Annotated in this window: 24 protein-coding genes; 19 read left to right on the top strand and 5 right to left on the bottom strand. The window is 59.7% G+C overall.

Annotated features, from left to right (window positions below):
• The first annotated feature begins 7 nt into the window (after positions 1-7).
• Genes HP15_RS17605 through HP15_RS17620 form a run of 4 tightly spaced genes read left to right on the top strand, consistent with a single transcriptional unit; the run spans position 8 to position 3153 of the window.
• A complete protein-coding gene (locus HP15_RS17605) occupies positions 8-649 on the top strand; it encodes a hypothetical protein (protein WP_014578709.1) in 642 nt (213 codons plus the stop codon).
• The gene (locus HP15_RS22780; RefSeq protein ID WP_014578710.1) at positions 633-1877 is read left to right on the top strand and encodes a hypothetical protein; all 1245 of its coding nucleotides are present in this window, start codon (positions 633-635) and stop codon (positions 1875-1877) included. The genes HP15_RS17605 and HP15_RS22780 overlap by 17 nt, the downstream gene beginning before the upstream one ends.
• On the top strand, positions 1874-2335 hold the full coding sequence (locus tag HP15_RS17615) for a YcfL family protein (protein ID WP_014578711.1): 462 nt from the start codon (positions 1874-1876) through the stop codon (positions 2333-2335). Before HP15_RS22780 ends, HP15_RS17615 begins: the two co-directional genes overlap by 4 nt.
• Positions 2335-3153 (top strand): hypothetical protein, encoded by an 819-nt coding sequence (locus tag HP15_RS17620; protein ID WP_014578712.1) that lies wholly within the window; start codon positions 2335-2337, stop codon positions 3151-3153. Before HP15_RS17615 ends, HP15_RS17620 begins: the two co-directional genes overlap by 1 nt.
• 1 nt (position 3154) lies before the next feature.
• On the opposite strand, the gene HP15_RS17625 is transcribed toward HP15_RS17620, so the two are convergent.
• Entirely contained in the window at positions 3155-4048 is an 894-nt protein-coding gene (locus tag HP15_RS17625) for an acyltransferase (RefSeq protein WP_041645773.1), read from the bottom strand.
• A gap of 225 nt (positions 4049-4273) precedes the next feature.
• Here HP15_RS17625 and HP15_RS17630 point away from each other — a divergent pair, with 225 nt between their 5' ends.
• Complete coding sequence (locus HP15_RS17630; RefSeq protein WP_014578714.1) at positions 4274-5425, top strand: alpha/beta fold hydrolase; 1152 nt, start codon at positions 4274-4276, stop codon at positions 5423-5425.
• Between the two features lie 148 nt (positions 5426-5573).
• Here HP15_RS17630 and HP15_RS17635 read toward each other — a convergent pair whose 3' ends face one another.
• Positions 5574-6245 (bottom strand): haloacid dehalogenase type II, encoded by a 672-nt coding sequence (locus HP15_RS17635; protein ID WP_014578715.1) that lies wholly within the window; start codon positions 6243-6245, stop codon positions 5574-5576.
• A 151-nt stretch (positions 6246-6396) separates the two neighbouring features.
• Between HP15_RS17635 and HP15_RS17640 the strand changes: the two genes are divergently transcribed.
• From HP15_RS17640 to HP15_RS17660, 5 genes are all read left to right on the top strand, one after another.
• Entirely contained in the window at positions 6397-7602 is a 1206-nt protein-coding gene (locus HP15_RS17640) for an alpha/beta hydrolase (RefSeq protein ID WP_227499663.1), read from the top strand.
• A 33-nt stretch (positions 7603-7635) separates the two neighbouring features.
• Positions 7636-8547 carry a LysR family transcriptional regulator gene (locus HP15_RS17645; RefSeq protein ID WP_014578717.1) on the top strand — a complete coding sequence of 304 codons (912 nt, stop codon included), beginning with the start codon at positions 7636-7638 and terminating at the stop codon, positions 8545-8547.
• A gap of 236 nt (positions 8548-8783) precedes the next feature.
• A complete protein-coding gene (locus HP15_RS17650) occupies positions 8784-10004 on the top strand; it encodes a Bcr/CflA family multidrug efflux MFS transporter (protein WP_014578718.1) in 1221 nt (406 codons plus the stop codon).
• A gap of 70 nt (positions 10005-10074) precedes the next feature.
• Complete coding sequence (tpx, locus tag HP15_RS17655) at positions 10075-10572, top strand: thiol peroxidase (protein WP_014578719.1); 498 nt, start codon at positions 10075-10077, stop codon at positions 10570-10572.
• A gap of 224 nt (positions 10573-10796) precedes the next feature.
• Positions 10797-12134 carry an MATE family efflux transporter gene (locus HP15_RS17660; protein ID WP_014578720.1) on the top strand — a complete coding sequence of 446 codons (1338 nt, stop codon included), beginning with the start codon at positions 10797-10799 and terminating at the stop codon, positions 12132-12134.
• On the opposite strand, the gene HP15_RS17665 is transcribed toward HP15_RS17660, so the two are convergent.
• Complete coding sequence (locus HP15_RS17665; protein ID WP_008172718.1) at positions 12120-12545, bottom strand: thioesterase family protein; 426 nt, start codon at positions 12543-12545, stop codon at positions 12120-12122. The genes HP15_RS17660 and HP15_RS17665 overlap by 15 nt on opposite strands.
• 291 nt (positions 12546-12836) lie before the next feature.
• Between HP15_RS17665 and HP15_RS17670 the strand changes: the two genes are divergently transcribed.
• From HP15_RS17670 to HP15_RS17685, 4 genes are all read left to right on the top strand, one after another.
• Positions 12837-14474 (top strand): MBL fold metallo-hydrolase, encoded by a 1638-nt coding sequence (locus HP15_RS17670; RefSeq protein WP_014578721.1) that lies wholly within the window; start codon positions 12837-12839, stop codon positions 14472-14474.
• A 191-nt stretch (positions 14475-14665) separates the two neighbouring features.
• A complete protein-coding gene (locus tag HP15_RS17675; RefSeq protein WP_014578722.1) occupies positions 14666-16057 on the top strand; it encodes a succinylglutamate desuccinylase/aspartoacylase family protein in 1392 nt (463 codons plus the stop codon).
• 44 nt (positions 16058-16101) lie between these two features.
• Entirely contained in the window at positions 16102-17070 is a 969-nt protein-coding gene (locus HP15_RS17680) for a DMT family transporter (protein ID WP_014578723.1), read from the top strand.
• Positions 17063-17608 (top strand): carbohydrate-binding protein, encoded by a 546-nt coding sequence (locus HP15_RS17685; RefSeq protein ID WP_014578724.1) that lies wholly within the window; start codon positions 17063-17065, stop codon positions 17606-17608. Before HP15_RS17680 ends, HP15_RS17685 begins: the two co-directional genes overlap by 8 nt.
• On the opposite strand, the gene HP15_RS17690 is transcribed toward HP15_RS17685, so the two are convergent.
• Positions 17602-18807 carry a MalY/PatB family protein gene (locus HP15_RS17690; RefSeq protein ID WP_014578725.1) on the bottom strand — a complete coding sequence of 402 codons (1206 nt, stop codon included), beginning with the start codon at positions 18805-18807 and terminating at the stop codon, positions 17602-17604. The two genes, HP15_RS17685 and HP15_RS17690, sit on opposite strands and share 7 nt — an antisense overlap.
• A 211-nt stretch (positions 18808-19018) precedes the next feature.
• Between HP15_RS17690 and HP15_RS17695 the strand changes: the two genes are divergently transcribed.
• Both HP15_RS17695 and HP15_RS17700 read left to right on the top strand, forming a co-directional pair.
• Positions 19019-19906 (top strand): AEC family transporter, encoded by an 888-nt coding sequence (locus HP15_RS17695; RefSeq protein WP_014578727.1) that lies wholly within the window; start codon positions 19019-19021, stop codon positions 19904-19906.
• Positions 19907-19922: 16 nt separating this feature from the next.
• Positions 19923-20813: a prenyltransferase gene (locus tag HP15_RS17700; RefSeq protein ID WP_014578728.1), complete on the top strand. Its 891-nt coding sequence runs from the start codon at positions 19923-19925 to the stop codon at positions 20811-20813.
• On the opposite strand, the gene HP15_RS17705 is transcribed toward HP15_RS17700, so the two are convergent.
• Complete coding sequence (locus HP15_RS17705; protein ID WP_014578729.1) at positions 20803-22464, bottom strand: methyl-accepting chemotaxis protein; 1662 nt, start codon at positions 22462-22464, stop codon at positions 20803-20805. The genes HP15_RS17700 and HP15_RS17705 overlap by 11 nt on opposite strands.
• 205 nt (positions 22465-22669) lie before the next feature.
• Between HP15_RS17705 and HP15_RS17710 the strand changes: the two genes are divergently transcribed.
• The 3 genes from HP15_RS17710 to HP15_RS17720 are packed head-to-tail and all read left to right on the top strand — an operon-like array spanning position 22670 to position 26507.
• Positions 22670-25177 carry an acyl-CoA dehydrogenase gene (locus tag HP15_RS17710; protein ID WP_014578731.1) on the top strand — a complete coding sequence of 836 codons (2508 nt, stop codon included), beginning with the start codon at positions 22670-22672 and terminating at the stop codon, positions 25175-25177.
• A 24-nt stretch (positions 25178-25201) separates the two neighbouring features.
• Positions 25202-25693, top strand: coding sequence for a tRNA (N6-threonylcarbamoyladenosine(37)-N6)-methyltransferase TrmO (tsaA, locus tag HP15_RS17715; RefSeq protein WP_041645776.1), 492 nt, complete (start codon positions 25202-25204; stop codon positions 25691-25693).
• A gap of 22 nt (positions 25694-25715) precedes the next feature.
• Positions 25716-26507, top strand: coding sequence for a molybdate ABC transporter substrate-binding protein (locus tag HP15_RS17720; protein ID WP_014578733.1), 792 nt, complete (start codon positions 25716-25718; stop codon positions 26505-26507).

Here is a 26507-nt window from a genome sequence, read left to right on the forward strand (position 1 = left end):
GATATATATGTTTACCAAGAATCATTTGAAACTGGTCTGCGCTGTAGCGCTTGCCTCCGGGTTTCTCTCGGGCTGTGCCAGCAAAATTGAAAACGTTCAGGGCAAGCCCAGTGTCTACGAGGACGTTTCCACCACCGGCAGCGTGGGCGGTGTCGGCATCGAAAGCCAGGACGTGGTCGCCATGACCGACCAGATGATGCGTGACATGCTGGCAAACCCCATGCTCACCGGCCGTTCGACGCCACCGCGAATCATCATCGACAATGAATACATCAAGAACGAGAGCACCTCGGTTATCAACACCAACATGCTGACAGATCGCCTGCGCATTGAGCTAAACCGCGCTGCGAACGGACGCATGGTCTTCGTTGGTCGCCACTTCTCCGACATGGTCCAGAAAGAGCGGGATCTCAAACGAGATGGCGCCGTTGATGGCGGCACCATTCGCCAAACCGCTGCCCAGGCCGGCGCAGATTTCCGCCTGGGAGGCCGTATCTCTTCGCTGGACGCGATTGATCGCAACACCGGAACCCAGTCCCGTTACAGCCAGGTGACCTTCGAGATGGTCGATCTTGAGCTGGGCACCATTGTCTGGAGCGGACTCTATGAGATGAGAAAGGCGGCCCGTGACAATGTGGTTTACCGATAAGACCTGGCTGAGGCCGGCACTGGCGACCGCCATCGCCGGCACACTGGCCGGCTGTGCCAGCGGACCAAAAGTGTATGATCGGGCCACATTGGCACCGGCCGAAACGTCGCTTGTAGCGAGCAAGCCCGAGGTTCTTCGGGCCGATTTCGAGAACCTGTTCGAGGAAGGACAACGAAACAAAGTCCTTAACCTTATGGAAATCGGGATCAAGGCCTATCGGGCAGGTTATCGACAGGAGGCGAAGAACACTCTGACCCAGGCCCGCCTGGAGATCGAGAATGTTTACGCTGACTCCGACGCCGCCCGTAAGGCCCGCAGCATCTGGTATGAAGAAGCGGAAAAGGACTTCAAAGGCGAGCCTTACGAACGGGCTATGGTCTACCTGTATCTGGGCCTGATTTACCTGGAAGAAGGTGACTACGGTAATGCCCGTGCCAGCTTCCTGGCAGGATTGCTGCAGGACGCCTTTGCCGAAGAAGAACAGAACAGCGCCGATTTCGCGCTGTTGTTGTACCTGGCAGGCTGGTCGGCCATGCAGATGGGCAGCGACCAACTGGCGCGGGATCATTTTGACGAGCTGAAACTCTATCGGCCAGATGCGCCAATTCCCGAAGCCGACGACAACGCGCTTCTGATTGTGGAAACCGGCACCTCCCCACGGAAGCTCGGGGATGGCGTCGGCCACTATCAGTTGGTCTATCGCCGTGGCAAGAACTTCCAGGATGTCGCTGCCGAGGTCCGCAACGGTGAGGAATGGTCAGCCCTGTATCCCATGGAAGATATTTTCTTCCAGGCCTCCACTCGCGGTGGTCGGGCTATCGATCGGATTGTCGAGGGTCAGATCCAGTTCAAGGAAAACACCCGCGCCGTTGGCTCCACCCTCAGCAGTGTCAGCCAGGACAGCATGCTGGCCGGCTTCAGTAGCGCTGCCGGCGGCGCCGTCGGGGCCGGGTACGCTGCCATCAGCCTGATCAGCGTTGCGGCCGAAGGTATGTCAGCGTCCGCCAATACCCGGGCCGACATCCGGTACTGGGCGGGACTGCCGGACACCATACACCTGTTACCGGTAACCGCCGCCGATGGCGATCCGGTCACTGTCCGTTTCCTGGATAAAAACGGTCAGCCTGTGCCAGGCCTTGCCGACAATACCGAATTCAAATTTGATGGTCGCGGGGCCGGCTTGGCCTTTGCCACGTCTCGCCGCCCGGATTCCGGAGGAAGCCAATGAACAAACTGATTACTTCTCTTGCCATCGCTGCGACCTGCGTGGGTCTTCTTTCCGGGTGTGCCGGCAAATCCGCCAGCAGCACGGATCTGATCGAGCGCACGGCGCCAATCACCATGAACTCGGTGGCATTCACCGACTACAACCTGAAGCGCACCTGGAGCCGCGGGTTTGGCCAACTGGAGGACGGCGAACGCTATCGTCTGTCACTGGTCCAGCACGGCCAACGGCCAACGGCAACCGGAACCACAGAGGTGTACGTGGTTCTGCGCAACCACACAGATTACGATTACCGGATCGAAGCCCGCACCCAGTTCTTCGATCAGGACGGCGTACCCACCGATGTGAAACCGACCTGGCAGCGCTCGACCATCCCGGCCAACAGCATCGCCACCTATCGTGAACTGTCTACCAGCACGCAACCTTTGCAATACCGCGTGGAAGTCAGGGAGCTTAACTGATGAAGCGATTTGCACTGGCACTCTGCGTGCCCTTGCTGGCGCCGGGTTTCGCCCTGGCAGCCGACCAGACCCATGAGGCTGCGCCGATGATGGCGCCGGCACAGAAGCCGTTGACTGATGAAGACCTGAAAGAAGATCGTTCGGCACCCCAGCGCACAGAAAGCGTGGACGTGATCCTCTCACGCTTCAAAGGTGCCTTCGGCGAACAGCCACCCCGCATGGCCGTGTTCTGGAATCGCGCGTTTGACGACCAGGTCAGCGACTGGAGCAGCAACACCCGTGGCGTGGTATCAACACGAGCCTCTCTGAATGGGGAGGTGCCCGACGGCAACGTCAACCTCCAGGCACAGGGCCAGGCAGCAGCGCAGGGTGAATACCGCTCGAATCGTCAGACAGGCCCTGCCGGACCGGCGTTCGAACTCCAGAGTGGGCTTGTCAGCCAGATGGTTGAGGCCGGCGTCACGGTGGTGGATCGAGCGGCCATTATGCGTATTACCGATAACGCACTGGAAACCGGTGAGTTCTCTCGCCTCTCCCCGGATCAGCGCCGGCTGGAAATGCGCGCACTGGGCGAACACGCGGACATGTTACTGGTGTTTCGAAAGCTTGCCAGCGACCGATTCGAAGTGCAGGTTCTGGACGTTCGCGACGGCAGTGTCCGTGTGATGTTGAGCTCCAATGGTGTTCCGCCCGAGAAAGCCGGGGGCCGCCAGTGGAAAGCCACCGATCGCGGATTCCAGAAAGTCGAGCAGACCGTTACTCTGGATGAAATCGGCCGGGAACTGGCGCTGCAGACACTGGCAAGGCTGTCTTCCTGATTCAGGAAGACAGCATCCGGTCCAGCTTCTCATCCTTCTGGGTCCAGACTTCTCCGAGCCAATTCTTGACGTTCCGGCGGTGTTCTGCGTCGGATGAGTAATCGCGGCCCTTCAGATGGTCCGGGATATCAACCGTGCGGATTTCCATTTTCACTTCCTTGACCCGGCCACAGATGAAATCCCAGAACGTGGGCGCCCCATCCGGATAGGCGATGGTCACGTCCACCAGGGTCTGAATCGAATCACCCATGGCATCAAGCACAAAGGCAGCACCGCCGGCCTTGGGTGTCAGCAGGTGCTTGTAAGGCGATTTCTGTTTGTCGTGTTTGGCCTGGGTAAAGCGGGTGCCTTCAACAAAGTTCATCACGCTCACCGGGGTATAGCGGAACCTCTCACAGGCCTTGCGCGTTGAGCGAAGATCCTCACCTCGCTTCTCAGGGTGCTTGATCAGGTATTCACGGGTGTAGCGTTTCATGAAGGGGAAATCCAGCCCCCACCAGGCGAGACCGATCACCGGAACCCATATGAGCTGCTGCTTGAGGAAGAACTTGAGGAACGGCGCCCTGTGATTGAAAACCCGCTGCATGGCAAAAATATCCACCCAGCTCTGGTGATTGGCCAGCACCAGGTACCAGCTCTCACGCTTGAGTTTATCTGCGCCCTCCACATCCCATTTCGTACCATGGGTCAGCTTCATCCAGCAGGTATTGCACGCCACCCAGGCTTCGGCAATCCAGATAATGACTTTGGTGCACAGAACCCGGAAGCCGGTGATGGGGATAATGAGTTTCAGAATGGCCGGGATGTAGAGCAGGATGCACCAGAACAGGGTGTTGATTCCAAGCAGGATGGAATTGAGTACGCCGATCACGGGGGCGGGTAGAAAGCTGAGCATGGCGATCCTGTTTTTCTGGTTGTTCTTTCCAAATGGGGTCCAATGATAGCAACCACAGACCTCATTGGGCAGTGGCCTGAAGTGACCGGTTTGCCAACCGGTTTGGACACTTCTGCCATGGCCCCGAAGGGTGCATTTGCCCTATTCTTGCCACAGCCTGCGGGTTCGGGCGTTAGCACGTTGTGTTCGTCATCATTCTGAATCTTTGCTTTTACGGATAGTCCCATGCCCAATCTTTTCAAATCAGCCGCTGATCGCGCAGCGGGCGTTACCCGCCAGACAGCCCTGTACGCAGGCAACGCCTTTGACCGGGTTTTCCGGGCCGCCAGCCTGGTTCAGGCCGGGCAGGCTCCGTTTGAAACCCTCTACACCGACGGTCTGGTCAGTCTGCGTTACTACCCGCCACTGGCCGAGGATTTTATCGAGCTGGACGGGGAGACCATCGCGGTTGAGCGAAAAGCGCACAGGACACCCATTGTGATCGTACCGCCCCTGGCGGTGAACATGCTCATCTATGACTTGTTTCCCCAGCGCAGTCTGGTGCGGTTTCTGCGGGCCAAGGGGTTCGAGGTCTATCTGATCGACTGGGGCACGCCAACACGGGAACACAGCCACTACAACCTGCATACCTATGTGGCCGAATTGTTGCCGGCCTATCTGAACCGGGTGCGGGAACACAGCGGTGAGCAGGAGCTGTCGCTGCATGGCTGGAGCATGGGCGGCATGTTCACGCTGTTCTATTCCGCGCTCAGTAATGACCAACATGTGCGCAATGCCATCGTGCTGGGCTCGCCGATCGACAGTCACGCGTCGGGAATTCTGGGGCTTGTGAATCAGCGTATGGCGGATGTGGCCGGATTTGTCCGGGAACGGACCGGCTTCCGCCTTCACGATGTCAAACCCCATTGGTTTCACACTCCGGGCTGGGCCAACACCATCGGGTTCAAGCTGACGAATCCGATTGCCAGCGTGATGAGTTACTGGGAGCTGATCATCCGGCTGGGTGACCGGGAGTTTGTCACCAACCACGCCACGACGTCGGCGTTTCTGGACCGCATGGTGGCCTATCCCGGTGGGATCATTCAGGACACGGTGGTTCGGGTATGGATCGACAACCAGCTGTCCAAAGGTGAGATCCAGATCGGCGAAGATATCGCCAGGCTGGACAATGTGAGTGCCAACTTACTGGCCATTGCCGGAGGCGACGATACGCTCGTGACGCCCGGTGCCGCCAAGCGGGTGATGGATCATGTGAGTTCTACGGACAAGACGTTCCGGGTTGTGCCGGGTGGGCACATGGGCATCCTTGCCGGGAGCAAGGCGCCTCGTCAGAGTTGGCTGGAGTTGGCGGAGTGGCTGGCTGTTCGGTCGGACTGATTGTCTTGCTTTGGAGTTTGCCGGCAGATGTCGGGGAGGGCTTTCCAAAACACGCTCCTTGCGGCACGTCCATGTGACGCTTGACTGTCGCCATCCATGGCGACAGACAGTTTTGGAAAGCCCTCCCCGACACCTGCCTTCGCTGACATCAGAGGTTCTTCAGTGTTAACTCCAACTCTGAAAGACTGCTGATCACTGCTGAGGGCTGAATCCCCCAGTCTTCAAAAACCTTATCCGGATCTCTCTGTACCCAGATTGCGAGTAATCCCGCAGCTCGGGCACCAATGACATCCCAGGCATTGCTGGACACAAGGCAAAGCGGCTTTTCCCAGGCACCAGTGGCTCGCCGGACGTAGGTATAAACGGCAGGGTCAGGTTTGAAGGTTTTAATGTCATCCACCGAAACCAGGCCCTTGAACTGCTCCAGCAGATCGTTGTGTCCCAGGACCTTTTCCAGCGCCGGATAACTTCCATTGGAAAACGCGAACAGCGGATACTGCCCTTTCAGTGTTTTCAGTGCCGGCAAGGCATCATCGAACGCAGGCAAAGACAGGTAAGCCGCCATCAGGGCGTTTTCGCGTTCTTCGGACAGGGTCAGTTTGTGGGTTGCCATGGCGTAGCGCAGGGCTTGGCGGGTGCAGACACCGAAATCTTCGTAGACTTTCATCAGGCCCTTGCGAAACGAGAACTCCAGCTGTTTCTCCCGCCACAACGCGGCTACGCCCTCTGCCCTGTCACCAGCGTCTTCCGCCAGCAGGCGGGACATGCCCATGGGGTCAACCAGGGTTCCGTAGACGTCGAAAGCGAGAGTCATGCTCATCAGTGGGGCTCCTCATCCGGAAGGCGGTTCGGGGTCGTATACTGAAGTCACAGTATCGGGATTTGAACGATCACTCAACACAGTCACCAATGACGACGGTTCAAGCGAAAGGAGCGAATCTCACTCGCCGGCTATGATTATCCTCAGGAATTTGCTCGTTTTACTGGTGCTGGGCACGACCGCCGCCTGCGCCACCAGCACGCAACTCTACACGCCAGGGCCATCAACATTAGGGGCCGAACCGGTTACTGATTTCGACCGCTATGTGGCATCGGTCAAAACCTACGTCGATACCAATCTGGTGCCGGTGGAAGGGTTTGAACGGGAACAGCAGGTATTGTGGAACCTGCCATACAGGCTGTCGCCGGCCGCCGATTGCAACTCCGGAGATCGCACCGGGCTGTTGCTGGTGCATGGCCTGAGCGATTCGCCCTTTGTGTTCCGGGATCTGGCTCGTTACCTGGCGGATCAGTGCGTTGAAGTCCGAACCCTGTTGCTGCAGGGACACGGCACCCGTCCCGGCGATATGGTGACGGCCAGCGCCGACGTTTGGCGCGATCAGGTACGTAATCACTTCGTCGCCTTGTCGCAGGATGTGGACCGGGCATTCATTGGCGGCTTTTCACTGGGCGGGGCCCTGGCCACGGATTACGCTCTCTCGGAGACGGGGCCAAGACCGGCGGGCCTGATTGCAGTCGCGCCCGCCTGGCAACTCAACGGCCTTCGGGATTACCTCTGGCTGGCGCCCATTGCCGACGTCTTTGGTGATTTCGTGGAAAAAGAGCCCGAGCTGAATCCGGTGAAGTACGAGTCATTTTCCTTTAATGCCGGCAGCCAGATCGGCGATGTCATCTCGGCGGCGCAAAGCCGGATAATCCAGAAGGAAAGCCTCGATATACCCCTGTTCCTGGCCGCCACTGAGGCCGACTCGGTGATCAATCTCGAGTATCTGGTCACGCAGTTCCGGGAGCGGTTTAGCAATCCAGGAAATGCCATGATGATCTTTCGGGATACCCGTAAACCCTGGCCGGTCGCGCAGGCCGGTGAGCGCATCCGTTTCCTGAACAGTTATCTGCCTGACGCCAATATCCTGGAATTCTCTCACCAGTCCCTGCTGATTGCGCCGGACAACGAGCTCTACGGCCTGGGCGCGCCGCTGCAACGGTGCCTGGAACCCAACAACATTTCCCTCGAGGATTGCCGGCAGTTGTCAGAAAAAGATCTATGGTTCAGCGCCTGGCACGATACAGAGCGGCCCGTGTTTACCAGCCGGCTGACCTACAACCCCTGGTTTGATGATCTTGCTCAGGCCATCGGGTCCTTCATCAAGGAAAGCGAGTACACCAAGGTGCCGTAGCGCCACCGGGGGCATCGGGTTACACTGCCATTCATGAACCCGATTGATACATTCAACCTGGATTTCCGGGCCCTGAGTACGTTCCTGGCGGTGCTTGATGAAGGCAGCGTGTCCCGTGCTGCGGTGCGGCTGGGTGTTACCCAGTCGGCGGTGAGCCATACGTTGGAGCGTCTGCGCCAGGCTTTAGGTGACCCCCTGTTCGTGAAGTCCGGGCGAGGCATTGTGCCAACCCGCTACGCGCTGCAGGCGGGGCCGCATATTCGCCAGATTCTGGATGACCTGCAGTCGCTGTCCTCAGGCCCCCCTTTCAGCCCCGCCACGGCCGAGTTTACGTTCACGATTGCTGCCAATGACTACCAGCGGGACCTGCTTTTGCCCGGCCTGGTGCGTACCTTGCGGCAGGAAGCTCCGGGCATCAGCCTTCAGGTGATTCCATCTGGCATTCCCCGGGCAGACCTGTTGCGGAAGGATGTCTGTGATCTTGTCATTTCTCCGCACGCGCCGGAGGCGACGGACATTATGCAGCGGGGCCTGATGGCCGATCGGATGGTGGTGTTCTACGATCCCGACTACCGCAAACCGCCTGCAGATCTGCCGGAATACCTGAAGGCGGACCACATTGCCCTGCTGTTTGCCACTGGCGAGAAGCCAACGGTGGAGACCGCCATGGATACCCGTGGCCTGGTTCGCCGCAATGTGGTGACGGTTTCCAATTTTTCCGGCCTGCCGGAGTTCCTGCGAGGCACGGATATGCTTGCCACGGCGCCGGAGGGAATGAGCAAACACTTACTCCGCGACTTCGCCTGGGTGCCTCTGCCCTTTGATTTCAAACCCTTCACCCTGCTGATGTTGTGGCATCGCCGCAATCAGAACGATCCTGCTCACAAATGGCTGCGGAATCAGGTGAATGCTGTTGCCGCTACGCTTAATGGTCTGAAAAGTTAATCAATTAGTTTTGCTCATAGGTTGTATGAGCCTTCTTGCCGTTATCTTCCCTCTGCTTCTGCCCTAGACTGCGTTTACTCCCCTGTCGACCGGGTCGGGTAGGGCTCTCCAAAACACGCTCCTTGCGGCACGTCCATGTGACGCTTGACTGTCGCCATCCATGGCGACAGACAGTTTTGGAGAGCCCTACCCGACCCGGCCTGTCGGACTTTTTGAGATAACGCATCAGGAAAACCATGCTGACTTTAACCAGTGTCTGGACAACGATACTTCTTGCCGCCGCTGTGGCCCTTGGGCCGCTGGCAACGGACATGTATCTGCCGGCACTGCCACAGATTGGTTCAGACTTTGGCACCGGTACCGATCAGGTTCAGCTGACGCTGAGTCTGTATATGGTCGGCTTTGCCATTGCTCAGCTGATTTGCGGTCCGTTGGCAGATCGCTTTGGTCGCAAGCCGATCATGATTGGTGGTTTCGTGCTTTTTGCGATTGCCAGCATCGGCTGCGCCCTGGCGACGAACATCGAAACACTGATTCTTTGCCGTTTCCTGCAGGCCCTTGGAGGTTCTGCGGGCCCGGTTCTGGGTCGGGCGGCGATTCGAGATATCTACACGCCCCGCGAAGCTGCCAAGATCCTGGCGATCCTTGCCAGCATCATGGCACTGGCGCCTGCCGTTGCACCGACCATTGGCGGTCTGCTGACCGCCAACCTCGGCTGGTCATCGGTGTTTATTGCATTGGGTGGCTACGCCCTGGTGATGGCGGTAGTTGTGGCCTTCGGCATTCCAGAGCCCATGCGCCCGGAACATCGCCAATCCCTTAAAATCTGCAGCCTGCTGCGGAACTATCGGACCATCGCGAAGGACATCAGCTTCGTGGGCTACACTCTGACCAACGCGCTGATCTTTTCCGGACTGTTTGCATTCCTGTCCGGTTCTTCGTTCGTCCTGATCGATTTTCTGGGCGTACCGACCGAGCAGTTCGGCCTGTACTTCGCCTGTATGGTGGCCGGTTATATTGTCGGCAACCTGACCGCCGTCCGTCTCGGCCGTCGTCTGCTGCCGGACCAGATTCTGGTTCGTGGCCTGATTATCGCCGTCGGTGGCGGCAGCCTGATGGCCGTTCTGGCCCTCAGTGAAGTGTTCAATGTCTGGGCGGTTATCCTGCCCCAGGCCCTGTTCATGATCGGTACCGGGATGGTGCTGCCCCAGACCATGGCGGGCGCCCTGGCGAACTTCCCCACTATGGCCGGCTCCGCCTCTGCCCTGTTCGGCTTCACCCAGATGGCCGTCGCCGCCATCGCTGGCATGCTCGTCGGCCATCTGCACGACGGCACCTCCCTGGTCATGGCCTCTATCATTGCAGCATGCGCCGCCATTGCCATGGGCTGTTATCTGCTGCTGGTTCAGCGTTACCCTGCGAAAGGTTTCGAGCCGCAAAGCGCGACCGGCAATTAAGGCAAAATCATCCAAAGTGGTCTACACAGAGTACGTAAGACTCTAAACCAGACACCGAGGAGCAAATACCATGAGCAGCGTTAACCTGGACGGCAACCCCATTGAATTGAGCGGTAAATTTCCCGAAACAGGCGACAACGCGCCTCCCTTTACCCTGACCAACAGCGGGCTGGAGGAAGTCAAACTCGACAACTGGTCCGGCAAGCGCAAGATCCTGAACATCATCCCGAGCATCGACACCGGCGTCTGCGCCGCGTCTACCCGGAAGTTCAACGAAAAAGCCGGCAGCCTGGACAACACCGTGGTCCTCGTAGTCTCTGCCGACCTGCCCTTCGCAGCCGCCCGCTTCTGTGGCGCCGAAGGTCTGAAAAACGTCGAAACCCTTTCCACCTTCCGGAACTATAGCTTCCAGCAGGACTACGGCGTCGCCATTCAGGATGGCCCCCTCGCCGGTCTCTGCGCCCGGGCGGTGGTCGTACTGGATGAGAACGACAAGGTCATCCACAGCCAGCTGGTCGATGAGATCAAGGACGAGCCGGATTATGATGCGGCGCTGAAGGTGCTTTGAGAGCTCAAGGTCAAAACCTGGCAGTTGGAAACACCACCAACGGTCTGGGCAAAGGCGCCGGAACGACTTAGCAGGAGTGTGCATTGCCATGGATGGCAATGCCAAGCCCCCAGGGATGGGTTCACGGCGTCTCCTGATAAGTCGTTCCGGCGACTTTGCTAACACCAAAAGCCAGACCTGTTAGAATCTCGCCTCCAAGCCAAACCGAAGGCCCACAACACCCCGTGCAGACCACCACCCAAAACCCATCCCTGGCCCGCCAGCTCTACAGCATGACCTGGCCCATGCTCTTCGGGGTGCTGTCCCTGATGACCTTCCAGCTGGCCGACAGTGCCTTCGTGGGTCAGCTGGGTCGTGATCCGCTGGCAGCCCTGGGTTTCACCTTGCCGATGCAGCAACTGATCATCGGCCTTCAGGTGGGTCTGGGGATCGCCACCACAGCGATCGTATCCCGCACGCTGGGGGCCGGCGATGAATTGCGCGCCTTCCGGCTGGGCGGCCTGATCATAACCGTGGGCGGCAGCCTCGTTTTCGTCATTTGCATGGCGCTGTGGTTCCTGCAAAGCCACATCATGACCGCCCTGGGCGCAGAAGACTCACTACTGCCACTGGTCCGGCAATACTGGGTCCCCTGGCTGATGGCGGCCTGGACCGGGGCCTTCCTGTACTTCGGCTACAGCGTTTGCCGCTCCCACGGCGATACCAAATTGCCCGGGTACATGATGGTGGCCACGAGTCTGACCAACATCGCCCTGGACCCGCTCTACATCTTTGTTTTCGGCTGGGGACTGCCCGGCGCCGCCTGGGCGACCATTACCTCGTTCGGAATAGGCTGTCTGGTGATCTATCCGAAACTTCTGAAACGCCACTGGATCCGGTTCGACCTGCGCGAGCTTGCCCTTTGGAAGGCCCTTAAACAGCTCAACGGCATTATGGCCCCTGCCATGGTGAGCCAGCTGATGCCGGCTGTCTCGGCCATGCTGGCGACGGCCCTCGTGGCCGGCTTTGGCTCCGCCGCCGTCGCCGCCTGGGGTCTGGGTACCCGCCTGGAATTTTTCTCCATTGTGGTGGTGTTGGCCCTGACCATGTCGATGCCGCCGATGATTGGCCGCATGCTGGGTGCCGGCGATATCGAGCAGATTCGTAAACTGGTGCGCCTTGCGGTCCGGTTTGTGGTGGTCTGGCAACTGGCCATTGGCCTGACCTGGGTGGTCGCTTCCGGGTTGGTGTCGGAACTGTTCTCCAGCGACAGTGATGTTCAGGAGGTTCTCGCCGGTTATCTGGTGCGGGTACCGCTCAGTTACAGCGGTCTGGGCGTGTGCATGCTGATGGTGTCGGTGTGCAATGCCCTCGGCCTGGCGATGCGGGCCCTTCTGGTGTCCACCCTGCGCCTGTTCCTGTGTTTCCTGCCCCTGCTCTGGATCGGTAGCCAGATCAACGGCGTCTACGGCCTTATGAGTGGTGCACTGGTGGGCAATCTGTTTGCAGGCGCCATGGCTTACAGCTTTTACCGTGCCGGCATGACGCGCCTTAAAGCCGAGATATCCTCAGGCAAAGCGTGAGCGGAAGCTCTCTGGCACCGGCACCACTTCCTTGCGGTGGTAGTTGAAGAAGACGAAGCCATACTTCGCCAGTGCCACCGGCTGGCCGCTCTCGGCCTTGGTGACCCGGAATACGAAATCCCCGCCATACTTGTTGAAGTCCATCAGACCCACTTCAAAGCGCAGCATTTCCGGGAAGAAGGACTCGGACTGGTACATGGTGGCCAGGTCGGTGACGATAATGCCGGTGCCGTCCTTGCTGGCTTCCTGGATGCCATAGCTGACCAGGAACTGGGCCCGGGCCTCGGAGAGCATGGAGATGAGGGCGTCGTTGCCGAGGTGGTTGGCGCCGTTGATGTCGGTGATTCTGACGGGCATCCTGGTTTCGAAGCAGAAGACGTCATCCGGGAAGGAGAGTTTGATTCGGGCCACGGGGGTTCCTGTTTTCACTGCGTATGTTGGGGCAAATCATACGCTGTTCGACTTTAGTGTTCATCTCGGGATCTTCTGAGTTAAATCAGTTATCTTGCTGTCAGACCTCTGCGCATCGAGCCTGGTGGAGCGACGGCTGGGAAAGGCCTTCCAAAACGCGCTCCTTACGGCACGTCCATGTGACGCTTGACTGTCGCCATCCATGGCGACAGACAGTTTTGGAAGGCCTTTCCCAGCCGTCGTTCGTACTTTGTTCGCGCACTGAATAAAAAAGATCGTATTTGGAGTCCTATGGATATTCGCCCTGCTGCCACCTTGGTTCTGGTTCGAGATACGGCCGACGGACTTGAAGTCCTGCTGCTGCAACGTACCTGGGACGCCGTGTTTATGCCCGGCTATTTTGTATTCCCCGGAGGGAGGGTCGAGGAAAATGAGACTCACGGCCAGGATCATATAATCGGCACCGCAGACGCCGAGATCAGTCAGATCATGAGCGTCGATGAGGGCGGCGCGGACTATATGTTGGCGGCGGTTCGGGAGTGTTTCGAGGAGTCCGGCGTTCTGGTTGCGGTGGACAAGCAGGGCAATCCAATCGCCGGGGATCATCCGGCCCACGCGGATCGGAAGTCGGTGTTCGACGGCGATCTGTCTCTGGCCAGTCTGTGTAAAAAGCACGGCCTGGCGATTCCGTTGGACCGGCTGGCCTATCTCGGCCACTGGATCACGCCGCCGGGGCCACCACGGCGTTTCGATACACGGTTTTTCGTGACGCCCGCTCCCGAAGGCCAGCTGGCCGGGCACGACGGGGTCGAAACCATTGATCACGTCTGGATCCGGCCGGAGCAGGCCCTTGAGGACCATCGCAAGGGCCAGTGTTTGCTGGGGCTGCCGACGATTCGTACGTTACGGGTGCTCAGTGATTTCGACACCACTGAGGCGCTGATGCGTTACGCCCATGCCAATCCGCCGGAGCCCTATCCAAGCAAGCCCTGGCCGGCGATCAAAAAGGGCAAACCGGTGACGCTGGAACCGGGTGCGCCGGCCTACGATGAGGCAGCGAAGCTGGATCCGGAGGGCGAAGGCTCCACACAGGCGAAGATTATACCCGGTGAGGCGGTAGAGGTTGCCGCCAGGGTCGTCCGTCTGACGGCGCCCAACCCGGGCATGATGACGGGGCCGGGTACCAACACTTACATTCTGGGCCATGAACGCTTTACGGTAATTGATCCCGGACCCGCCAACGAGTCCCATATCGAGCGGATTCTGGAGGTGACCGGTGGCGTGATTGACCAGGTTCTGGTGACCCACACGCATCAGGACCATTCGCCGGCGGTTGCTGCCCTGAAAGAGTGCACCGGTTGCCGGGTGTTTGGTTGGCCGGCGCCCGCGGGTGCCGGGCAAGACCAGACCTTCCGGGCCGACGATGAACCGGAGCACGGTGATCTGATTGTGACCGAAGCCGGGGTCCTGAAGGTGCTGCATACCCCGGGGCATGCCTCGAACCACCTGTGTTTTCTGCTGGTCGACCAGCAGCTGCTGTTCTCCGGTGACCACATCATGCAGGGCTCAACGGTGGTCATTAATCCGCCGGACGGCGACATGAAGGCCTATATCGAGTCGCTCTACGAGTTGCTGGCAGAGTCTGTACGTTACATTGCGCCGGCACACGGGTTCCTGATGGGGCATCCCGAAGCGGTGATCGATTTCCTGATTACCCACCGCCTCTCGCGCGAACACAAGGTGGCCCGTGCGCTGGAAGCCCTGACTCCCGTGGATCTGAAAGCCCTTACCGCCAAAGCCTATGACGATGTTCCGACGGCCATCCACGGCCTGGCGGCAAGGTCAGCCCTGGCGCATTTGCTGAAACTGGAAGCGGAGCACCGGGCGTTCCGGGAGGACGACCTCTGGCATGCCATACACGAGAGCTAACGCGGTCGTAACGAAAGCACACCGGATTTCGCAAAACACCCATATTGTTAATCGCTTTTCCAGCGTATAACAGGGTTCGTTATAACTTGCCCGGATTTCATGAAAGTGGCATTAAACCTTTGTCACAGCGGTATTCATGACCGACAGAGGCACTCTATCCTTGAGCGCACACTGACGAACCGTGAGGAAATATGCTGTTCGAGCGGCTTAAAAAACCGTCCCCCCGGATCCTGCTGATCGGCCTGGTGATACCCTGGCTGTCGGCACCGCTTTTGGCCGAAACCGATTCGGCAAAGGCCAGCAAAAAATCCGAAGTGCTGGTTGCCGAGCTGGCCGAGGACGAAAGCGTCGAGGACGTTGAGCAGTCGGCTCCCTTGCAGACCAAAGGGCAGGAACACAAATCCCGGAAACCGGAAGCCCCACGGGGCGGTGCCGGTGTCGATACGCCCTCAGCAGCGTCACGGAAAGTGGCGCCGAATATCGATCTGAAACAGGTAGCACCGCCACCGGAAGCCCAGGTGTCAACGCCGGCCGACACGGATGCGGATGCCGCCGAATCCGAGGTGATGGCAACCGAAGCCGGGGCCGAACCTGAGCCGCAACCCGAACCCGAAATTCGCGAGGGCAAGGTATTCACCCTGCTCGACAACGATGTAATGCCGGGCACGTCTACCCGCCTGGCCTGGACGCCAGGCATCCAGATTGCCGGTCTGTCCCAGACCACGCCGGTACTGGTGGTTAACGGTATCAACGCCGGCCCCACCCTGTGCCTCACCGGCGCCGTCCATGGGGACGAGCTGAACGGCATCGAAATCATCCGCCAGACCATGTACGACCTGAACCCCGAGAAGCTCTCGGGCACGGTGGTAGGCGTGCCGATTGTGAACCTGCCTGGATTCCAGCAGGGCAGCCGCTACCTCCCCGACCGTCGGGATCTCAACCGGCATTTCCCGGGCAGCCCCAACGGCAGCCTGGCGGACCGGATTGCCCATTCACTGTTCGAAAACGTGATTCGCAAGTGCGACATGCTGGTGGACATCCATACCGGTTCACTGAAGCGAACCAACCTGCCGCAACTGCGCGCCGACATGAACAATCCGGATGTGGCGGAATTTACCCGCGGCTTTGACCGCATGGCGGTGGTGCACAGCTCGGGATCTGCAGGCATGTTACGCACGGCCGCCGTGGAGGCCGGCATTCGAACGGTCACACTGGAAGCGGGCGAATCCCACCGTATCCAGCAACACCAGATCAGCGCCGGCGTTAACAGCCTCACCAGCCTGATGGAGCGCCAGGGCATGATCTCCAGAATGTTCGTGTGGGGCGATCCGGAACCGGTCTACTACGATTCCGACTGGATCCGGGCCGATCACGGCGGGATCCTGTTCAGCGAAATTGAATTGGGCGCTAATGTATCGGAAGGTGAGATTCTCGGTTACGTCTCCGACCCGATCACCAACGCCCAGCACCCCATCCGGTCCACCAGTGATGGCCGTGTGATCGGTATGGCCGTGGACCAGGTCGTGATGGCCGGTTTCGCCGCCTACCACATTGGTACGGAGGCAGAAGTTCCCGGAGAGTAGTATGCTAGGCTTTTTTCGGGCATCACCAACCCAGAGGAGCCTTTGTGTCTTCCGAGAACGCCGGAGTCTTATCACGTATTCCCGGCCTGGCCTACATCGGGCTGGTTCTCACCCCGCTATTCTGGGCCGGCAACGCCGTGGTGGCCCGGGGTACGGTCGAGAACATCCCGCCGTTATCCATGTCCTTCTGGCGCTGGGTGATCGCGCTGGCTATCCTGCTGCCCTTCGGGCTTCCCGGTATCTGGCGCCACCGCCAGGTTATCCGCCAGCGCTTCGGCTCCATGCTGGCACTGGCAACCTTCAGTGTGGGAGCCTTCAATACCCTGCTGTATCTGGCCGCCACCACAACCACCGCGACCAACATTGCCCTGATCAACGCCACCATTCCCATTTTTGTCGCTCTGCTTGCCTGGATCCTGCTCGGCGACCGGACCCGGCCGATTCAGGCGTTGGGAATCGCGCTGGCGATTACTGGCATCGTTACCGTGATTGCCCGCGGCGACCTCTCGGTGTTGACCAGTCTCCAGGCCCAACCGGGCGATCTGATCATGGTGGCGGCAGTATTCAGCTGGGGCCTGTTCTCGGTGCTACTGAGACGACAGGCAGTGCCTCTGCCAGCACTGACCTTTCTAACCACGCAAATTCTTCTGGGCACGATGGTTGTGCTGCCCTTCTACCTGACAGATCTGATTTTCTTCTCCGGAGGCTTCGAGCTGTCAAAAACCACCGCCATGCCGCTTCTGTACTTCGCGATCTTCCCGGGGATCCTGGCCTATGGATTCTGGAACCACGGTGTGCATAAAATTGGCCCGGCCAGAGCGGCCATCTTTATGTACCTGACACCTGTCTTTGCCTCGATTCTTGCGGGCATTTTCCTGGCCGAGTCCCTCGGACTGTTTCACATTATCGGAGCCGTGCTGATTCTTGCGGGACTGGTGCTGGCGACACAAACCCGAGTACGCACGAACTACCCACTCTCAAAGCAGCAAGCAAAAGGAGAAACCCATGGTTGAACTCACTCTCAGTAACGCTCGCAGCTTCTTTTGCCTGATTCTGATGCTGTTGGCCGCGAGCCTGTCGGCACCGGCTGCGGCAGAACCCTGCGATCCGGAGACAGCCAAGTGGAACCCCGAGCATTATTACCCCGAAGATGCCGTGGTTTTCCATAAAGGCCACTGGTACGAATCCAGAGAGATGCATAAGGGACTGGAGCCCGGCATCACGTTTGACTGGAACAAGCTCGACTCAGTGCCCGATTGCAGCAACCGACCCGATAGCGGAAAGCGGGCCAAGGGCAGCGACAAACAGAATGACGGACAGCCGGGGCTCAACCAGGCAGACGGCAAATCCCATCGCGGTGAAACCGCTTCCGGAATGTGCGTAAGGCCGGAACAATGGCTGTTTTCGAAAAGCTATGAAAAAGGCGACCTGGCCAGTCACGGAGGACAGATCTGGGAAGCCACCGGGCCAACTCGGGGGGACATGCCAGACATGGACGAGCCCCCTCACTGGAAACTGGTTGAAGAGCACTGCGCCCTTCAAAATCAGTGATCTGATAAGTCCCTGTCCAGGGCCGCTTCAATGCGGCCAATGACCTCCTCAAGAACCGACCTCGGGCAGCCGATATTCAGGCGCATAAAGCCGCTGCCCGGGTCTCCGAAGGAGAGTCCGGGATTCATGCCCACACCGGCCTTCCGAACAAAAAAGCGTTTCAGACCCGCATCGTCCAGACCCAGCTCGCGGCAATCCAGCCACATAAGATACGTGCCCTCCGGAGCAGACACCCGAACGCCGGGGAGGCGCTGGCCGACCGCTTCCACCACGTAGTCCCGGTTTGCCTGCAGGTAAGCCATCAGATCGTCCAGCCAGGGACCACCATGGCGATAACCGGCCTCAAACCCGGCAATGCTGAACGGATTACACTGGGGCAGATGCATCGATTCGAACACCGCTTTCATGGCCTTTCGCCGCTCCGCATCCGGAATCACCAGAGCCGACAGTCCCAGCCCGGGCATATTGAAACTCTTGCTGGGAGCCACCGCCATGACCAGTGCGTCGTCAGGGCCGGCCAGGTTGGCCAGCATCGTATGACGGGGTTTGTCGGGGAAAACGAGATCGCAATGGATCTCGTCGGACACCACCACCAACTGATGCCGACGTGCGATATCCAGCACCGCCCTCAGTTCTTCCTCGGACCACACCCGGCCGACCGGGTTGTGAGGTGAACACAGCAGCAGGACGCGAGCATCGGGACGCGCTGCACACTCTTCAAGATGATCCAGATCCATGCGGTAGTGGCCGGGGTCCCCGGTGTCCGGATCCTCGGGCACCAACGGGTTCTCGATCACCACCCGGCCACTGTGCCGCACCGAACTGAAGAACGGCGGATACACCGGCGGCTGAATGATCACACCCTCGCCAGGCCCGGCGTAGGCCATGCACGCGGCGTTGATGGATGGCACCACGCCGGGTGCCATCAGTATCCATTCGCGCTGGATCTCCCAGCCGTGACGGTTGGCGAACCAGTCAATCATCGACTGATAAAGACTGTCCGGAAACAGGGTGTAGCCGTAGATCGGATGTGCCGCCCGCTCCGCCAATGCGCGGGTGACCGCCTCAGGGGCTGCAAAATCCATATCAGCAACCCACACCGGAATCACCTCCTCGGTGCCAAAAACCGCCTGGCGGGCATCGAACTTGACGGAACAGGTATTCTCACGGGAAACCGGGTCATCGAAAGGGCTGGACACAAGGACTCTCCAGAGCAGATATCAGTATCGGAAACCGGTATTGTGGTGGGCCCAACCAGGCACCGCAAGCGCCTGCAAGAACACAACCATTGTGTTCATCTCCGGCTTTGGTCGAACATCGTCGATTAACACTTGCCCAGAAGGGCCGATACTTGCGAACCTAACGGTTTATCCAACAAAAACTTCCAAACTTTCTCCCGGAGCCTGTTCAATGATTGGCCAGATCCTGTCCACCATGTTGCCGGTGTTCCTGATCGCTGGTTGCGGCGCCCTCTACGGCCGTTATCGGACCCCCGATATCCAGGGACTGAACGTTCTCAACATGGAGCTGTTCGTGCCCATGCTGGTTTTTGCCGTTCTCGCCGACCAGCAGGCTCCGCTGCAGGAGTATGCCCGGCTGGCACTGGCGGCCACCGTGGTCGTGCTCGGATCAGGTATTGTTCTCTACCCGCTGGCCAGGGTTCTGAAGCTGAATCTGAAAACCTTCCTGCCGCCAATGATGTTCAACAACTCCGGCAACATGGGGATCCCGCTGCTGGTGCTGGCGTTCGGTGATGAGGCTCTTCCGGCGGCGATCGTGCTGTTTATTGTGGAAATGCTGCTGCACTTTTCGGTGGGGCTTTACATGCTTGACCCCCACACCTCCATCATCAAACGGCTCAAGCTGCCCATCGTATTTGCCAGTATTGCCGGGCTGTCGGTGAATCTCGGGGGCGTACCCCTGCCGGAATGGCTGCTGGAAACCCTGAACATGCTGGGGGGTGTCTGCATCCCGCTGATGCTCTTTGCCCTCGGCGTGCGCATGCTTGATATTGATTTCAGTGACTGGAAGCTGGGCATGCTGGGCGCCGTCGCCTGTCCCGCCAGCGGCCTGATACTGGCCTGGCCGATGATTGCGGTACTGGATCTTCCGGGCATGCAGATAGCCGCGCTGTGGGTATTTGCGGCCCTGCCACCGGCTGTACTCAACTACATGGTGGCGGAACAGTATCGTCAGGAGCCACACAAGGTCGCGTCGCTGGTATTATTGAGCAACCTGGGCAGTCTCATCGTTATGCCGGTTGTGCTCGGGCTGGTGTTTGCCGCCGGCTACGTTTGATCAGAGGAAGGACCCGATGTCTGAAACCGTTGCGGTGGTGCGCGCCTCCCGCCCGAACTTTCTGATACTCGCACCGCTGTGTGCCGGTCTCGGTGTGGCCCTGGCCTGGCAGCAGGGCGCATCGCCGGCCCTGATTGACACCTTGCTGGTTCTGATTGGCGCCCTCCTGGCCCATGCCGCCGTTAACCTGCTCAATGAATACGAAGATTTCATCTCCGGACTGGACCTGATCACCCGGCGCACGCCTTTCTCCGGCGGCAGTGGCGCTCTGCCGGAGGTTCCCTCCGCCGCCCGGCAGGTCCTGTTGGCCGCATCCGGTACGCTGGCACTGGTTGTGGCCATTGGCCTCTACTTTCTCTGGCTCCGGGGCCTGCCCATGCTGGTGCTGGGTGCCGCAGGCGTGGTGCTGGTACTTACCTACACCCGCTGGATTACCCGTTCGCCACTGATCTGCCTGCTTGCTCCCGGGCTGGGATTCGGCCCCGTGATGATCCTGGGCAGCCTGATTGCCCTGGGGGCGCGGCTCGATGCTGCGGCCGTTGCGGCCTCTGCCATCAGTCTGCTGCTGGTAAGTGAGTTACTGCTGATCAATCAGATTCCGGATGCCGATGCAGACCGGAAAGTCGGCCGGCGGCATCTGGTCATTACCATGGGCCAGCCGGCCGCTGCCCGCCTGGCAGGCCTGCTGTTACTTGGCAGCTACGGCCTACTCGGCTCGGCAATCTGGGTCGGCTGGTTGCCGATCTGGACGGCCATCGCACTTGCGCCATTGCCGGCAGCGATCTGGGTTAGCACCAGGCTGCGGGGCGCCCTGAGCAATCCCGCACAGCTGAACACCCTCCTGGGCATAAACGTCGCGGTGCTGTTAGCCACTCTCGCGTTGTTGATCTGCGGGCTCAGCCTTTAAACCGGAAGACGCTGACCCGCGAACGCAGCTGCCCGGCAAGCACCGCCAGATCCCGGCTGGCCCCTGCAACCTGCTCGGAACCGGCTGACGTTTCCACCGTGGCGTCGTGGATGCGGCTGATGTTGCGGTTGACCTCTTCCGCAACGGAACTCTGCTCTTCCGAGGCACTGGCAATCTGGGCGTTCATGTCGTTGATGGCGCCGACTTCATTGCGGATTCTGGCGAGGGCAGCTTCCGCCTCGCTGGTCTTGTCCACCGTGTTACGTGCCAGTTCACGACTGCTTTCCATCACGTTGGTCGCCTCGCCGGCACCGGTCTGCAGGTTGCCTATCATTTCCTGGATCTCCCGGGTGGAATCCTGGGTCCGCGACGCCAGGGAGCGCACCTCGTCCGCCACCACCGCGAAGCCCCGACCGTGAGTACCCGCGCGGGCGGCTTCAATGGCAGCATTCAGTGCCAGCAGGTTGGTCTGTTCGGCGATGGCATTGATCACTTCTATGATCTTCTCGATGTTGGCGCTGTCCTCAGACACCCGCTGCACGGTCCGGGTTGCCTGTTCCAGGGTTTCCGCCAGCTCGCCGATGGAGGCCGCGGTTTCCTGGACCACGCGATTCCCGCTTTCAACCTCGGTATCGGCCTTCTGGGTAGCGCTGGCCGCGCTGGCCGCGAAACCGGCCACTTCGTTTGCCGTGGCCGCCATCTGGTTCACGGCTGTGGCCATCTGTTCCGCTTCGCTCGCCTGCAAACGGATCTGACGGCTGTTGTTGTCGGAGGTCGCTTCCAGTTCAGAAGACGAGCTGGACAGTTCCTCCGCCGCTGAGCGGACCTCCCGGATAATGCCGCCCAGTCGCTCCACGGTATCCTGCAACGCGCCCATCACGCTGTCCGGGTAGCGGGTTTGAATATCCTGGTCCAGCTCTCCGTCAGCCAGCTGGCGAATCGCCTGGGCAACATCCTCCGGTTCACCGCCAAGAATCTTCTTCAACCTGCGGATGATTACCATTGCTACAAGTGCACCCTGAACGACCGCAAGACCTGTTACCGACAGGTTCAGGGCATTAAATGTGCTCGCCGCCTCACGCACTTCATCAACACCGGTGGTCACCACGTCTTCCTGGTAGTCGATAAAGGCGTTGACCCGTTTGAGCCACTCCGAATAGGCGCCGGAGACATCGCTGAGAAGAAATGCCCTGGCCTGATCGATGTTGCCGGCCAGTCGCAGCTCGAGCAGTTCATCCGTTAACGTGAGGGCCCTGAGTTCAATGTCTTTTATCGCCGCCAGCAGTTGCTTTTCCCGGCTGGTAGCGCCCTCTTCCCGGAACATCTCATCCATGGGGCCAGCGGAATCCCGGTAAAACGCCTTCAAACGTTCGATGTCAGCGAGGTGTGTTTGCAGGTCCCGCTCGTTCTCTACCAGCACCGCATCCCGGATGGCTATCGCCCGATCGTGGACACTGCCGCGAAAGTTGATCGCGTACCGCTGTTTCACGGCAGCGCCGTCACCCACATCGGTCAGGGTCCTGTCGATGAATCCGACCCGCTGGTTGCCAATCAGACTGACCGCAATTACCAGGGACAGAATCAGTCCAAAACCAAGGGCTAGGCGTTTCGCAACGGTAAAATGACCAAACAGCAGTAGGCTCCGGGGCACATTTTTATTGAATGAGCCTATGACTTCTTTAAAAATGGCAGGCTGGATCAATCAATGGAGCCTTCACACCCGTTTTTTGACAATCCTTTTCATTACTGCAATCAATCTTTACATCTCACGCCCCGAGCCCTTGCAACTGCCTGAACTTTAACCGATGGTTAAAGTAGCTTCTGAGCAATTGCATTCACGATACGGAGGTCTCCCCATGAGTGTTCTTCTCCTGCTGATCAGTGCCCTGGTGCTGATCTATCTGGGTATCGGCGGCACCACAGCCGCTGCCGTCATGTCTCTTGCGACCGTTGTGGGCCTGTTCCAGGATGAATGGCATCTGATCAGCATTCTCTGCGGCGGTGTGCTGCTGGCCTTGGCGTTGATTCTGGTTATCCCTGGCGACTTGCGTCTCGACAAGCTCAGCCGCCCGCTTCTCGGCTGGGTACGCAGCCGACTGCCCAAACTCTCGGACACCGAAGCCGAGGCCCTGAAATCCGGCTCGGTCGATTGGGACGGTGAGCTCTTTTCCGGCAAGCCCAAGTGGAGCAAGCTGCTGGACGCCAAGCCGGCACACCTCACCAGCGACGAACAGGCCTTCCTGGATGGACCGGTGGAAAAGCTCTGCGCCATGCTCGACGACTGGAAGATCACCCACGAGCAGTACGACCTGCCGGACAAGGTCTGGAAGTTTATCCGTGAGAACGGTTTTTTCGGCCTGGTGATTCCCAAAGAAGACGGCGGCCTGGGGTTCTCCAACACCGCCCACTCTGAAATCGTGATGAAGATTTCCACCCGGAGCGTATCGGCTGCCGTTACCGTGATGGTGCCAAACTCCCTCGGCCCGGGCGAGTTGCTGATGCACTACGGCACCGATGAGCAGAAACAGCATTATCTGCCCAGACTGGCCGGCGGCGACGAGATTCCCTGTTTCGCCCTCACCTCCCCGGTGGCCGGCTCCGACGCCGGCGCCATTCCGGACAAAGGCATCGTCTGCAAGGGCAAATGGAACGGCAAGGAAGTGCTGGGCCTGAAAGTCACCTGGAACAAGCGCTACATCACCCTGGCCCCGGTGGCGACTCTGATCGGCCTGGCCATCAAGGTCTATGATCCGGACAAGCTGCTGGGCGATTCCGATGAAATCGGTGTGACCTGTGTACTGGTGCCCAAAGACACGGACGGCGTCAACGCCGGTGCCCGCCACCTGCCCATGAACACCGTATTCATGAATGGTCCCACCTGGGGCAACGACGTGTTCATTCCGATGGAACAGGTCATCGGCGGCCAGGATATGCTCGGCAAGGGCTGGACCATGCTGCTGGAGTGTCTGTCTATCGGCCGCTCCATCTCCCTGCCCGCCCTCGGCACCGGTGCCGGCAAGGTGGCCAGCCTGGCCACCGGCTCCTACGCCTACACCCGGGAACAGTTCGGCCGGACTATCAGCCAGTTTGAAGGCGTGCAGGAAGCCCTGGAGCCCATCGCAGGCTACACCTACATGATGGACGCTGCCCGGCTGTTGACCTCCGGCATGCTGGACCGTGGCGTGCGGCCCTCGGTGCCGTCCGCCGTGCTGAAATACCGCAATACCGACCTGATGCGGGAAGTCATCAACCATGCCATGGACGTGGTGGCAGGCCGCGGCGTCATCACCGGCCCCCGCAACTTCCTGGCCCGGGCCTACCAGGCGGTCCCCATCGGGATCACCGTGGAAGGCGCCAATATCCTTACCCGGAGCCTGATGATCTTCGGCCAGGGTTCCATCCGCTGCCATCCGTTCATTGTTGAGGAAATCGAAGCCGCGGGCATGGAAGACGAGGACAAGGCAGCGAAGAAGTTCGACGGTATCTTCTACCGGCATCTGGCCCATACCACCCGCAATGCCCTTCGGGCCCTGCTGCTGGGACTGACCAGGGGATGGGCCGAATCGGTGCCACGGCAAGGCAACATCAAGTCCAGCTACCGACAGCTGGCGCGGTTCTCAGCAGCCTTCGCCCTGATGACTGACGTCACTCTGCTGACCGTTGGTGGTGGCCTCAAAGCCCGGCAACGCCTCTCCGGGCGCATGGCCGACTGCCTGGTGCAACTCTATTACGCCACCGCCGTCATCAAACAATGGCATGAGGAGGGTTACCCGGATGACCAGCGGCCGCTGGTAGAGTGGTGCCTACAGACCTGCCTCAGGGATCTACAGGGCTCCATGCGCGAAGCCATCATCAACTTCCCGGTGCCGGCCCTGCGCTGGCCCCTGCGACTGCTGGTGTTCCCGCTGGGTGCCACTGGCCTGAACGGCCCCGACGACAAGCTGGGCGCACAGGTCGCGGAATCCATCGTCAAGGACACCCCGGTACGCCAGCGCATCAGTCGCGGTGCCTACACCACCATGGACCCGGAAGATCCGCTCGGGCGGGTGCTCAATGCCTACAAGCTGGCCAACGAGACCGCGGACATGCGCAGCCGGCTGCATGACGCCATGCGCAACCGCGATGAAGACGAACTGGGCGGCATTGACCTGTTGATGGGGCATCAGCGCAAGGAACTGGTTGACTGGGCCTGCGCCCAGGGCGTGGTCAAGGCAGACGAGTGCGACAAACTGCTGGAAGCACTGGAAGCGCTCTATGATGTGATCCGCGTCGATGCCTTCGATGCCGACGGCCTGAAAGCGCTTTCGCGCTGTGCCAAGGGCAAACGCAAGGTGGTCGAGCGCCCACCCAGAGACGAGAAATGACGAGCGAAAAGCGTGGGCGAGTCGATGAACGATCCTGGTGATTTGCGTCCGAATGAGGAGGCCGTGGCGCTTGAACCGGCCTCCGATGCAACGCTGCGCTTCATCGGCACCATTCATACCCCCTGGCGCGATCGCAAGGACTGCCCGCGCCAGGGCCGCCTTGACGGCCCGGAGTGCCAGCTGGTTCTGGACCCTGTTTGGCACAACGCGCTGGCGGGGCTCGAAGACTACGACACCATTGAGGTGCTTTACTGGCTCGACCAGAGCCGCCGGGACCTGATCCGGCAAAGCCCCAGAAGCGACGGCCAGACCTTCGGCACCTTCGCCCTGCGCTCCCCGGTGCGACCAAACCCGATTGGCACGTCCATGGTCAAACTGGTTCGTATAGAAAAAGGAGCGCTGATCGTACGCGGCCTGGACTGTCTGGACGGCACCCCGCTGCTGGACATTAAGCCAGACCGCTGCGCCTTCAGCCCGAAGGCACCCCAAAAAACCGGCAACCAGCCGATTTCATAACAATGAACAAGAGTGAAATCCCATGGTACGAAAACTTCTGCTTGCCTCTGTGCTGGGCGTTGCGATGAGTCCGGCCATTGCTCAGGATCTGTCCCTTTACGCCGCAGGAAGCCTGAAAGCGGCCTTGTCGGAAGTCGCAAAAGATTTCGCGGCAGCTTACAACGTACCGGTGAACACCAGCTTCGGCCCCTCTGGCCTGATGAGGCAACGCATCGAATCCGGCGAGACAGCCCACGTGTTTGCCTCGGCCAACATGCGTCACCCCCGAACGCTGGAGGGGGCAGGCAATGGCGGCCCGGTGGCCCTGTTCGCCCGCAACCAGCTGTGCGCCCTGGCTCGCCCCGAGGTGACTGTCACTACGGACACTCTGCTGGAAGTAATGCTGGATGACTCGATTCGACTCGGAACCTCGACACCGAAGGCAGACCCGTCTGGCGACTACGCTTTCGAACTGTTCGACAAAACCGGGCATGCCGACACCCTCAAGGCCAAAGCGCTGCAACTGACCGGGGGTCCGGACAGCGCCAAGCCGCCCGAGGGTCGCAACAACTACGCCTGGGTCCTGGACAGTGATCAGACCGATGTTTTCCTGACTTATTGCACCAACGCCGTACTGGCCCGCGCGGAAGTGCCCTCCCTGCAAACTATCCGGGTTCCCCAGTCACTCTCTGTCGGTGCTGATTATGGTTTGATCGTACTGAATGAGGCACCGCCTGCCGCCTGGAAGCTGGCCATGTACATCCTGTCGCCTGCCGGCCAGTCAGTGCTCGCCGAGTACGGTTTCGACGCCGTGGCAACGGTGCAGGGCGAGTGA

The organism is Marinobacter adhaerens HP15 (assembly GCF_000166295.1).
Lineage (GTDB): Bacteria > Pseudomonadota > Gammaproteobacteria > Pseudomonadales > Oleiphilaceae > Marinobacter > Marinobacter adhaerens.

What these genes read in the sequence shown, in the direction of transcription:
- HP15_RS17605 (WP_014578709.1), top strand. Translation starts at nt 8, where the DNA reads ATGTTTACCAAGAATCATTTGAAACTGGTCTGCGCTGTAGCGCTTGCC.
- HP15_RS22780 (WP_014578710.1), top strand. Translation starts at nt 633, where the DNA reads ATGTGGTTTACCGATAAGACCTGGCTGAGGCCGGCACTGGCGACCGCC.
- HP15_RS17615 (WP_014578711.1), top strand. Translation starts at nt 1,874, where the DNA reads ATGAACAAACTGATTACTTCTCTTGCCATCGCTGCGACCTGCGTGGGT.
- HP15_RS17620 (WP_014578712.1), top strand. Translation starts at nt 2,335, where the DNA reads ATGAAGCGATTTGCACTGGCACTCTGCGTGCCCTTGCTGGCGCCGGGT.
- HP15_RS17625 (WP_041645773.1), bottom strand. Translation starts at nt 4,048, where the DNA reads ATGCTCAGCTTTCTACCCGCCCCCGTGATCGGCGTACTCAATTCCATC.
- HP15_RS17630 (WP_014578714.1), top strand. Translation starts at nt 4,274, where the DNA reads ATGCCCAATCTTTTCAAATCAGCCGCTGATCGCGCAGCGGGCGTTACC.
- HP15_RS17635 (WP_014578715.1), bottom strand. Translation starts at nt 6,245, where the DNA reads ATGAGCATGACTCTCGCTTTCGACGTCTACGGAACCCTGGTTGACCCC.
- HP15_RS17645 (WP_014578717.1), top strand. Translation starts at nt 7,636, where the DNA reads ATGAACCCGATTGATACATTCAACCTGGATTTCCGGGCCCTGAGTACG.
- HP15_RS17650 (WP_014578718.1), top strand. Translation starts at nt 8,784, where the DNA reads ATGCTGACTTTAACCAGTGTCTGGACAACGATACTTCTTGCCGCCGCT.
- tpx (WP_014578719.1), top strand. Translation starts at nt 10,075, where the DNA reads ATGAGCAGCGTTAACCTGGACGGCAACCCCATTGAATTGAGCGGTAAA.
- HP15_RS17670 (WP_014578721.1), top strand. Translation starts at nt 12,837, where the DNA reads ATGGATATTCGCCCTGCTGCCACCTTGGTTCTGGTTCGAGATACGGCC.
- HP15_RS17675 (WP_014578722.1), top strand. Translation starts at nt 14,666, where the DNA reads ATGCTGTTCGAGCGGCTTAAAAAACCGTCCCCCCGGATCCTGCTGATC.
- HP15_RS17685 (WP_014578724.1), top strand. Translation starts at nt 17,063, where the DNA reads ATGGTTGAACTCACTCTCAGTAACGCTCGCAGCTTCTTTTGCCTGATT.
- HP15_RS17695 (WP_014578727.1), top strand. Translation starts at nt 19,019, where the DNA reads ATGATTGGCCAGATCCTGTCCACCATGTTGCCGGTGTTCCTGATCGCT.
- HP15_RS17700 (WP_014578728.1), top strand. Translation starts at nt 19,923, where the DNA reads ATGTCTGAAACCGTTGCGGTGGTGCGCGCCTCCCGCCCGAACTTTCTG.
- HP15_RS17710 (WP_014578731.1), top strand. Translation starts at nt 22,670, where the DNA reads ATGAGTGTTCTTCTCCTGCTGATCAGTGCCCTGGTGCTGATCTATCTG.
- tsaA (WP_041645776.1), top strand. Translation starts at nt 25,202, where the DNA reads ATGAACGATCCTGGTGATTTGCGTCCGAATGAGGAGGCCGTGGCGCTT.
- HP15_RS17720 (WP_014578733.1), top strand. Translation starts at nt 25,716, where the DNA reads ATGGTACGAAAACTTCTGCTTGCCTCTGTGCTGGGCGTTGCGATGAGT.